7 protein-coding genes and 2 rRNA genes (2 of these 9 running past the window's edge) are annotated in these 10,000 nt (G+C 39.2%); 7 read left to right on the plus strand and 2 right to left on the minus strand.

Annotation, left to right across the window (positions count from 1 at the left end; genetic code table 11):
* Positions 1 to 2,453, plus strand: a 23S ribosomal RNA gene (locus tag BELBA_RS08900) (it extends 431 nt beyond the left edge of the window).
* Between the two features lie 189 nt (positions 2,454 to 2,642).
* Positions 2,643 to 2,754 (plus strand): 5S ribosomal RNA (rrf, locus tag BELBA_RS08905).
* 255 nt (positions 2,755 to 3,009) lie between these two features.
* Here the strand turns inward: rrf and BELBA_RS08910 are convergent.
* Positions 3,010 to 5,280 (minus strand): helix-turn-helix domain-containing protein, encoded by a 2,271-nt coding sequence (locus BELBA_RS08910; protein ID WP_014772389.1) that lies wholly within the window; start codon positions 5,278 to 5,280, stop codon positions 3,010 to 3,012.
* Between the two features lie 128 nt (positions 5,281 to 5,408).
* Here BELBA_RS08910 and BELBA_RS08915 point away from each other — a divergent pair, with 128 nt between their 5' ends.
* The 5 genes from BELBA_RS08915 to BELBA_RS08935 are packed head-to-tail and all read left to right on the plus strand — an operon-like array spanning position 5,409 to position 9,652.
* Positions 5,409 to 6,116 carry an SDR family oxidoreductase gene (locus BELBA_RS08915; RefSeq protein WP_014772390.1) on the plus strand — a complete coding sequence of 236 codons (708 nt, stop codon included), beginning with the start codon at positions 5,409 to 5,411 and terminating at the stop codon, positions 6,114 to 6,116.
* Positions 6,117 to 6,120: 4 nt separating this feature from the next.
* The gene (gene ispG, locus BELBA_RS08920) at positions 6,121 to 8,100 is read left to right on the plus strand and encodes a (E)-4-hydroxy-3-methylbut-2-enyl-diphosphate synthase (protein ID WP_014772391.1); all 1,980 of its coding nucleotides are present in this window, start codon (positions 6,121 to 6,123) and stop codon (positions 8,098 to 8,100) included.
* A 36-nt stretch (positions 8,101 to 8,136) separates the two neighbouring features.
* The gene (locus BELBA_RS08925) at positions 8,137 to 8,328 is read left to right on the plus strand and encodes a DUF6728 family protein (protein ID WP_014772392.1); all 192 of its coding nucleotides are present in this window, start codon (positions 8,137 to 8,139) and stop codon (positions 8,326 to 8,328) included.
* A gap of 20 nt (positions 8,329 to 8,348) precedes the next feature.
* A complete protein-coding gene (locus BELBA_RS08930; RefSeq protein ID WP_014772393.1) occupies positions 8,349 to 8,702 on the plus strand; it encodes an MmcQ/YjbR family DNA-binding protein in 354 nt (117 codons plus the stop codon).
* Positions 8,699 to 9,652, plus strand: a complete 954-nt coding sequence (locus BELBA_RS08935; protein ID WP_014772394.1) for an ABC transporter ATP-binding protein — start codon at positions 8,699 to 8,701, stop codon at positions 9,650 to 9,652. The genes BELBA_RS08930 and BELBA_RS08935 overlap by 4 nt, the downstream gene beginning before the upstream one ends.
* A 4-nt stretch (positions 9,653 to 9,656) precedes the next feature.
* Here BELBA_RS08935 and BELBA_RS08940 read toward each other — a convergent pair whose 3' ends face one another.
* On the minus strand, positions 9,657 to 10,000 hold the final stretch of the coding sequence (locus BELBA_RS08940) for a DEAD/DEAH box helicase (protein WP_014772395.1). The gene runs 787 nt beyond the window's last position; 344 of the gene's 1,131 nt are visible here — the last part of the coding sequence; its start codon lies beyond the right edge, outside the window; it ends in the stop codon at positions 9,657 to 9,659.

The raw sequence follows: 10,000 nt of genomic DNA on the forward strand, positions 1-10,000 counted from the left end.
CACCATCCGGAAAGGCTAAATACTCCTGAGAGACCGATAGTGAACAAGTACCGTGAGGGAAAGGTGAAAAGTACCGTGAATAACGGGGTGAAATAGAACCTGAAACCGTGCGCTTACAAGCGGTCGGAGCCCATTAGTTGGGTGACGGCGTGCCTTTTGCATAATGAGCCTACGAGTTACTCGTCCCTGGCAAGGTTAAGGGTTTAAGATCCGCAGCCGGAGCGAAAGCGAGTCTGAACAGGGCGTTAGAGTCAGAGGCGGTAGACGCGAAACTTTGTGATCTACCCATGGACAGGTTGAAGCTCTGGTAAAACAGAGTGGAGGACCGAACCGATAAACGTTGAAAAGTTTCCGGATGATCTGTGGGTAGGGGTGAAAGGCCAATCAAACTGAGAAATAGCTCGTACTCCCCGAAATGTTTTTAGGAACAGCGTCGTGGAATGTATGCCGGAGGTAGAGCTACCGATAGGACTAGGGGGAGTCATATCCTACCAAATCCTGACGAACTCCGAATGCCGGCATATAGTAACGGCAGTGAGGGCATGGGTGCTAAGGTCCGTGTCCGAGAGGGAAAGAACCCAGACCTACCGCTAAGGTCCCAAAATTTACACTAAGTTGAACAAAGGTGGTCCAGCTGCAGAGACAGCCAGGAGGTTAGCTTGGAAGCAGCTATTCCTTTAAAGAGTGCGTAACAGCTCACTGGTCGAGCGGCAGGGCGTCGATAATAATCGGGCATCAAGTGTAATACCGAAGCGTAGGATTGTATGATAAGTACAGTGGTAGGGGAGCATTCCAATTACCGGTGAATGTGCATGGCGATGTGCACTGGAGGATTTGGAAAAGCAAATGTAGGCATAAGTAACGATAATGCGGGCGAGAAACCCGCACACCGATAGACCAAGGTTTCCTGATCAACGCTAATCGGATCAGGGTCAGTCGGGACCTAAGGCGCAGCCGAGAGGCGTAGTCGATGGCAAATGGATTAATATTTCCATACTTGATATACAGGTGATGGAGTGACGGAGTGATGAAAGACACGCCCGGTGACGGAATACCGGGTTAAAGCTTGTAGGTATTGGAGCCATAGTTAAATGCGTGGTTTTAGCCGAAGGTGATAGTACCGAGCGTCTACGGACAATCGGATAGTTGTCCTAAGTGCTTCCAAGAAAAACTTCTAGCGTTAAGCGTATATCGACCCGTACCGCAAACCGACACAGGTGGTCAAGGAGAGAATCCTGAGGTGCTCGAGTGAATCATGGCTAAGGAACTCGGCAAAATGGCCCTGTAACTTCGGGAGAAGGGGCGCCTACCCGCAGCAATGTGGGAGGCCGCAGTGAAAAGGCCCAGGCGACTGTTTAGCAAAAACACATGGCTTTGCGAAGTGGCAACACGAAGTATAAGGCCTGACACCTGCCCGGTGCCGGAAGGTTAAGAGGGGGACTTAGCGCAAGCGAAGGTCTGAATTGAAGCCCCGGTAAACGGCGGCCGTAACTATAACGGTCCTAAGGTAGCGAAATTCCTTGTCGGGTAAGTTCCGACCTGCACGAATGGTGTAACGATCTGGGCACTGTCTCAGCCATGAGCTCGGTGAAATTGTAGTCGCGGTGAAGATGCCGCGTACCCGCAACGGGACGGAAAGACCCCATGAACCTTTACTGCAGCTTAGTATTGGTATTGGGTAAACGATGTGTAGGATAGGTGGGAGACTGTGAATTGGCGTCGCTAGGCGTTGAGGAGTCGCCGTTGAAATACCACCCTTTGTTTGCTTGGTATCTAATCCCAAAACTGGGAGACATTGCTTGGTGGGTAGTTTGACTGGGGTGGTCGCCTCCAAAAGGATAACGGAGGCTTCCAAAGGTTCCCTCAGTACGCTTGGTAACCGTACGTGGAGTGCAATAGCATAAGGGAGCTTGACTGTAAGGCCGACAAGCCGAGCAGGGTGGAAACACGGGTATAGTGATCCGGCGGTACCGTATGGAAGGGCCGTCGCTCAAAGGATAAAAGGTACTCTGGGGATAACAGGCTGATCTCCCCCAAGAGCTCATATCGACGGGGAGGTTTGGCACCTCGATGTCGGCTCGTCACATCCTGGGGCTGGAGAAGGTCCCAAGGGTTGGGCTGTTCGCCCATTAAAGTGGCACGCGAGCTGGGTTCAGAACGTCGTGAGACAGTTCGGTCCCTATCTGTTGCGGGCGTGGGAAGTTTGAGGAGACCTGACCTTAGTACGAGAGGACCGGGTTGGACTGACCGCTGGTGTACCGGTTGTGATGCCAATTGCATTGCCGGGTAGCTACGTCGGGAAGAGATAAGCGCTGAAAGCATCTAAGTGCGAAACTCCCTCCAAGATGAGACTTCCAAACAGGGCCGTCAGAGACGATGACGTTGATAGGCAGCAGGTGTAAAGTCAGAGATGACATAGCTGAGCTGTACTAATTGCCCGAAAACTTACCATTGGTCTAAGCACTCAATTTTCTGCACACTTGTTATGAATTAAGATTCAAGACGCAAGATATAAGATACAAGACACAAGATTAAAGACTTGATGTTGGACACTTGATACTTGATAAGAACTTAAAAATATTAATCTCGAGAGAGAGCCTGTTGAATTTAATGGTATATCCATGTAAAGGAAACAGTAAGATTTAGGCGGCCTAGCGCAGGGGGCCCACCTCTTCCCATCCCGAACAGAGAAGTTAAGCCCTGCAGCGCCGATGGTACTGGGGTTACACCCGGGAGAGTAGGTCGCCGCCACATTATTCAGACCCTTTGGTTAAGTCCAAAGGGTCTTTTTGCGTTTAATACCTTTTGTAATAAATGACAATAGAAGCAAGATACAAGACACAAGACTCAAGTCAATCTATAAAAAGCTTGGTTTATCTTTTTAAAAGAATTAAACTTTCCCGAAATTGTAGAAAACAAGTTTTAAATTCTTTATTTAATTCACTAGTAACTCAATCAACCAAAAATTATTTAACGAAATTAACGCTTACCATAAAATCTACTCCAAGATCAATCTCTCGTAATATGTGCGAAGACCATCCGAAGTGTTCCGAAATCATATTTTCCTGGATGTTTTTCCCGAATTATTCCCAACTCACCATTTTCAATCTCAATCAGAACTGAGATCTCCTTCACTAATTCATCGGATAGATGATTAAAAATATCCACTTTTCCTGCTGTGATTCCCCTTGCAAGGTGGCTTTTAATAGTTGATTCAGCTAAACCTCTGTAAGCTGCAATTTCTGAGAAACTTTTCCCCTCTTGACTTAGTGTATAGGTAATCTCGTAGGTCTCTCCTTTTTCTAATTTGATATTGGGACTCTCTGCTTTTTTCTTTTTTCTTCCAGTTTTTCCCGAAGCAAATTTAGGATTGTCCTTGGCTGCTTGCTTAGCTTCTTGAGCTAAACTTATTCTCAGTTGAATTAGATTTCGATTAATTGATTCCATTTTACCAATCTCTTCTCCATTTAAAATTGCTGGAATTAAAAAGGTTACTTTTTGAAGTTCACTTAATTTCTTTAAAAGAATAATTTCAATTTCTGCAAGTCCTTCTAAATAGATTTTGGTTTTCGAAAACCTTTCAACCTCCGCAGCATGAAGCATGAGTTTTTGTAATAAACCTTTCAGAAGTTTAAAATAGTACTCACTTCCTTTCTCTAATCTATCCATCAAATGATTTTCTTCATTTGTCTGTAAGAGGTGAAGTAATTGCCGCTGGAATTTATAGGTATTTGAATCTTCGTCTGAAATTGACTGATGGATTTCTGGGATAGCTTTCTGCATTTCCTGATCTTCAAATTCCATACTGTTATCAGAATATTTTAAAAAGGCATGAAAGTTTTCAATGATTTCACCAAAATCAAAAGTTTTGATCAACAACTTCTGAATGTAAAGCTTTTGACTTTGAGTTAGAAGATCTTTAAGAGGGGCTTGGTTTGTGGTAGTGCCTTGTGTGAAATTAACTGCGTCACGATCAGCGCTTATTATATGCGATTGAATTCTGCTCTTTAGAGTTAATCCATCCAAACTTCGCAATCTACTCAGTGCCACGTAAACTTGACCAGGGGCAAAGGCTTGACCAATGTCAATAATGGCTTTGTCAAATGTCAACCCTTGGCTTTTATGTACTGTTACGGCCCACGCTAGCTTGATTGGATATTGCTCAAAAGTCCCAATGACTTCTTCTTGTAGTTCTTTCGTCTCGTCTTTTATCACATACCTCTTGTTTTCCCAAAGCTCTTTTTTGAGAATATATTCCACATTGTTCCCTGTCATTGTAACCTTAATTTCATCCTCCTCAATACTTTTTACAGTAGCCATTTTTCCGTTAAAAAACTCTGAAAATCCACTGCTATCATTTTTTATAAACATGATTTGAGCTCCTTCTTTAAGCTCAAGAGTTTTTGGGATTGGATAAAGATTCTCTGGGAAATCTTTTTCTACAATTGCTTCAAAAAAATGTGATTTACTTTTTAATAAAGCTAATTCTCTTTGATTGTGAGCTTCAGCTTTATTATTGTGCGTAGTAATGATAATGTTGTCTTTGAGTTTGAGGATTTCTTCTTCTGTCTTGAAGAATCTATTCAAGAAATCAATGTCTGCTTGGGTAGTTTTATTTTCTCTAAGATTATTGAGGATATTGATGAATTGATCATCTTTTTGTCTGAATATTTTATTTAGCTCCAGATATACTAATCCGGAGTTTTGGAGTGCTTTGGCTTCGAAAAAATGCATGCTCTTATAAAATTTCCCCAAAACCTGCCATTCATAATCTTTTACAATAGGAGGAAGTTGAAAAAGGTCACCTATTAGTAATATTTGTACACCTCCAAATGGTTCTTCAAAGTTTCTTTTGACACTTTTCATGCGATAATCGATTGCATCCAAAATATCTGCTCGAAGCATGCTAACTTCATCGATGATAAGTAATTCAACTGATTGGAGTACTTTTTTTCTGCTACTATTTAAAGTGTGTTTCCTTCCAAGACTATATTGTGTAAAGAAACTTCCACTATTTGTAAAATTCCCCTCAGGCTCTCTGGTAGGTAAAAATGATCCAAAAGGCAAAAGAAACTGAGAGTGAATTGTGACACCTTTTGCATGTAGTGCAGCAATACCTGTTGGAGCAAGTATCACATAGCTTTTGTGAGTTAGATCAGCCAAATTTCTCAAAAATGTAGTTTTTCCAGTTCCCGCTTTTCCTGTCAAAAATATTGGACTATTGGTACTATTAATAAAATGTGCAGCTAATTCTAGTCTGTCAGTGGTCTCAGTTTCCATAAAAATAAAATTACTATAAAATTGAAAATAGGAAGAGGAATAAACGGATAAGTTCGTAAAGTTTTTAAAAAAATGTAACTTTGCTCACTCTAGATAGTTGTCATACTAACTATTAAACAGCGAAGTAAATGTCAAAGCATATATTAGTAACAGGAGGAACAAAAGGAATCGGAAGAGCGATAATTGAGAGATTTGCTAAAGAAGGTTTTTCTGTGTCCACATGTTCAAGAAACGAAGATGATTTAGTGCAACTTAAGTCATATTTTGAATCAGAATATCCAAATCAGTCGATTTTTACATTGAAAGCTGACCTCTCTAAAAAAGAAGAAGTGATTAAATTTTCTGACTCAGTAAAATCAAAAATGGGATGTCCAAATGTGCTAATAAATAATACAGGTGTCTTTTTACCAGGAGCTATTCATTCAGAACCAGAGGGCAACTTAGAAATGATGATTCAGACGAATTTGTACTCTGCGTATTATTTGACTAGAGCTTTTACTCCTCAGCTGATTGAAAATAAATCCGGTCATATTTTTTCTATTGGTTCAATCGCAGGACTCACAGCTTATGCTAACGGTGGAAGTTACGCGATTTCTAAATGGGCTATGTTGGGTTTTACAAAATGTCTGAGACAAGAATTGAAGGATTATAACATCAAAGTTACGTCTGTTTTGCCAGGTGCAACTTTTACAGCTAGCTGGGAAGGTGTTGATATTCCCGAAGAGAGATTTATGAAACCGGAGGATGTAGCAGAATCTGTGTGGGGAGCGTATAACCTTTCTCCCAACTCTGTTGTTGAAGAGATAGTAATAAGGCCACAATTAGGAGATTTATAATTATATGGAAACGATGTCATTAATTGATAAGATTAAATATTGTAATAGTCTCACTTCTTATTCGAGAAGGAAAACAATTCCTGTAAAAGTTGGAGATGTGACCATTGGTGGAGAAAATCCCATCGTGATTCAGTCAATGACTACTGTGGATACCATGGATACACAAGGTTCAGTTGAACAATGTATTCGTATGATAGAGAGTGGATGTCAATTGATAAGAATCACGGCTCCAAGCATGAAGGAAGCTGAAAACCTTCAAATAATTAAAGATGAATTAAGGAAAAGAGGGTATACTACACCATTGGTTGCAGATATCCACTTTACTCCAAATGCTGCTGAAATAGCTGCTAAAATTGTCGAGAAAGTCAGAATAAATCCTGGAAATTACGCTGATAAAAAAAAATTCGAAGTCATTGATTATTCTGATGAAAGCTATCAAGATGAATTGGATAGAATAAAAGAGCGTTTTCTTCCTCTAGTAAAGATCTGTAAGGAAAATGGTACCGCGATGCGTATTGGTACAAACCATGGATCTCTTTCTGATAGAATCATGAGCCGCTACGGTGACACACCTTTGGGGATGGTTGAGTCAGCATTGGAGTTTCTCAGAATTTGTGAGGATGAAGAATATTATAATATCGTCATTTCGATGAAATCGTCCAATACGCAAGTGATGGTGCAGGCTTACAGGATGTTGGTTCAGAAACTTGATGAAGGTGGATTTAAACCATATCCTCTTCATCTCGGTGTAACCGAAGCAGGAGATGGAGAAGATGGAAGAATCAAATCTGCTGTTGGTATTGGCACTTTGTTGGAAGATGGTTTAGGAGATACGGTTAGAGTTTCTTTAACCGAAGATCCGGAATTTGAAGCTCCTGTTGCGCAATTTTTGGTGGATAGATATCAAGGAAGGGAAGGGCATTCAGCGATTCAAGAAATAAAAAATTATCCGATTACTCCTTTTGAATATAATAAAAGGCAAACAATTGAAGTGTTTAATTTTGGTGGTGGAAATGTTCCAAGAGTGATCACAGATATTTCTGCTATCTATCAAATCCAGCCCAAAGAAATGAAGCAAGTTGGTCACTTCTATCTTCCGGAATTAGATAAGTGGAAAATGAATGATCAAGGAGCCGATTATGTATTTTCTGGCTCGAACCCTATCCAGTTTATGCTTCCAAATGGGATGAAAGAAATTCAAGATTATTCTGTTTGGCAAAATTCAGAAGATAGAGAAAATAAGTTTCCAGCATACAATCTTAATAAATTAAAGACTGCCAATGACTTTCATTTTGGTTTGAATTTTTTATCAATATCAGATCTTGAAATTGAAGAGGCAATTGAATTTATAAAAGGCAGAAATGATTTTGTTATTATTCTTTCAAGTGAAAATTTGCATAATTATGCAGCTTTGAGAAGAGCTTTCGTTAAAATGATCGATAATGAAATTCATCTTCCAGTTGTGATCAAAGTCAAATATTCTCAGCAAACTCAAGATAAAACAATGCTACATGCAGCAACGGATGTTGGCGGGTTGTTGATAGATGGACTTGGTGATGGTGTTTTGCTTGATTTATCAAATTATGCTGATCAAAACCGAGAAACTATTCTAGACCAGATCAAGTTACATAATTCAATTAGTTTCGGGGTATTGCAAGCAGCAAGAACTAGAATGTCAAAGACTGAATATATTTCTTGCCCATCATGTGGAAGGACTTTATTTGATCTACAGGAAACTACTGCAATGATTAGGAAAAGAACCGATCATTTGAAAGGTGTTAAAATTGGGATTATGGGCTGTATTGTAAATGGTCCAGGTGAAATGGCTGATGCAGACTTTGGTTACGTTGGTTCAGGAAAAGGAAAAATCACACTCTACAAAGGGAAAGAGGTCGTAAAAAGATCAGTTCCTTCTGAGAAGGCAGTGGATGAATTGATCGAAATAATTAAAAAAGATGGGATGTGGATAGATCCTGAAGAATAATAGGGAGAATGTTGATTTCATCAAAAACAAATTATCATGGCAAATAGCAGATTAAAAGAGTTCTTTCAATTAGGTGAATTGGGCAATTACTTCGTAAGAGTATTTCAAAAGCCAGACCCAAATAAAAAAAGTAACTTTAGCTTGAAAATGATGCATGGCATCAACAAAATTTCGATTTTAATGTTTTTGGCAGCAGTTCTTATTTGGATTGCAAAAAGGTTGTTTTAATAATATTTCTTGAACCTCGTATGGATATTGGTTTTTTCAGAGAATATTGTCTTTCTAAAGCAGGTACTTCTGAGGAAACTCCCTTTGACGCAAACACACTATGTTTTAAAGTAGGGGGAAAGATTTTTGCAATTATAGATATAGAACTTTTCGAAAGTGTGAATTTGAAATGTGAACCTGAATATGCTGTAGAGTTAAGAGAGCAATATTCAGCAATTGTACCGGGATTTCATATGAATAAAAAACATTGGAACACAGTTACCTTCAATAAAGGCTTGTCTGATAGATTTGTCCTTGAGTTGGTAGATCATTCGTATAATTTAGTGTTTCAAAGTCTTCCCAAAAAGGTTAAAGGTACTATTTCCCTATCATGAGTTATTTAAAGATCAATGCCGTTCAAAAAGAATATGGGGAAGAAAAACCAGTTCTTATAAATTTTTCTTTGGATATAGATCGCGGTCAAGTTATTTCTTTGGTTGGGGAAAGTGGGTCTGGAAAAAGTACACTTTTAAGAATTATCGCTGGATTGGAGACCAAGAGCTCTGGCGAAGTCTATTTGGAAGATGAAAAAATTTTAAGCCCGAAGGAAAAACTTGTTCCAGGTTATGATGAAATACAATTGGTGTTCCAAGAGTATCATCTATTTCCAAATTCTACAGTAGAAGAAAACATAGGACGACCATTGATTCAATATGATAAAAAGTATAAAAAGCGTAGAATCGATGAGCTTTTGAAACTACTAGATTTAGAAAATTTTAGAAATAAATTGCCACGGCAATTATCTGGTGGGCAGCAACAAAAGGTTGCAATAGGTAGAGCTTTAAGTCTGGAGCCTCAAGTGATCTTACTTGATGAACCTTTTTCAAGTTTAGACACGATTCAGCGAAGAGAATTGATAAATGAGTTAAAGGAAATATTTAAAAAATTGAAAGTGACTGTTGTTTTTGTTACGCATGATTTGGATGATGCACTTCAGATGACAGATTCCTTGGTTATTATGCATAAAGGCAAACTTATCCAGCAAGGTTCTCCTGAAGAGATATTTGAAAATCCTAAAAACATCTATGCAGCAAAGCTTTTCAGTCATTTAAACTTGATACCAGAAAAGTCAAAAACATACATTCGACCTTCTGATGTTCTGATATTTAAAAGTACTGGTATGTCTGCCAAAGTATTAGAAAAGCAATACCTGGTTCACTACAACCAACTTACAGTTTCTTTATCAGACAAATCAGTTTGGAAAGTGGAAGATAAAAAACGTGAGTTTGATGTTGGTGATCGTGTAAAACTGAAATGGGACGAGCAAAAAGAATTATCTTTTTGAGAAGTTAAAGAATGTTTTCCGCATCAATTAATTCAACCCATCTTTTCATTTTTTTCTGAATTACTTTAAAGTGATGCCTATCCTCTTCGGTAATTAGTGAAATGGCTTTACCTTCGGATCCAGCTCTTCCAGTCCTGCCAATTCTATGAATATAGTCTTTTGGAGACCTCGGAAGTTCGTAATTTACCACATAAGGTAAAAATTTAATGTCAATCCCTCGAGCGGCTAAGTCAGTTGCTACCAATACTCTTAAGGTGCCATTTTTAAATTGTTTCAAGGCCTCGGTTCTTCCTCCTTGACTTTTATCTCCATGAAAAGCCATGGCTTGAATTCCATTTTTTATCAATT

Source organism: Belliella baltica DSM 15883 (assembly GCF_000265405.1).
Lineage (GTDB): Bacteria > Bacteroidota > Bacteroidia > Cytophagales > Cyclobacteriaceae > Belliella > Belliella baltica.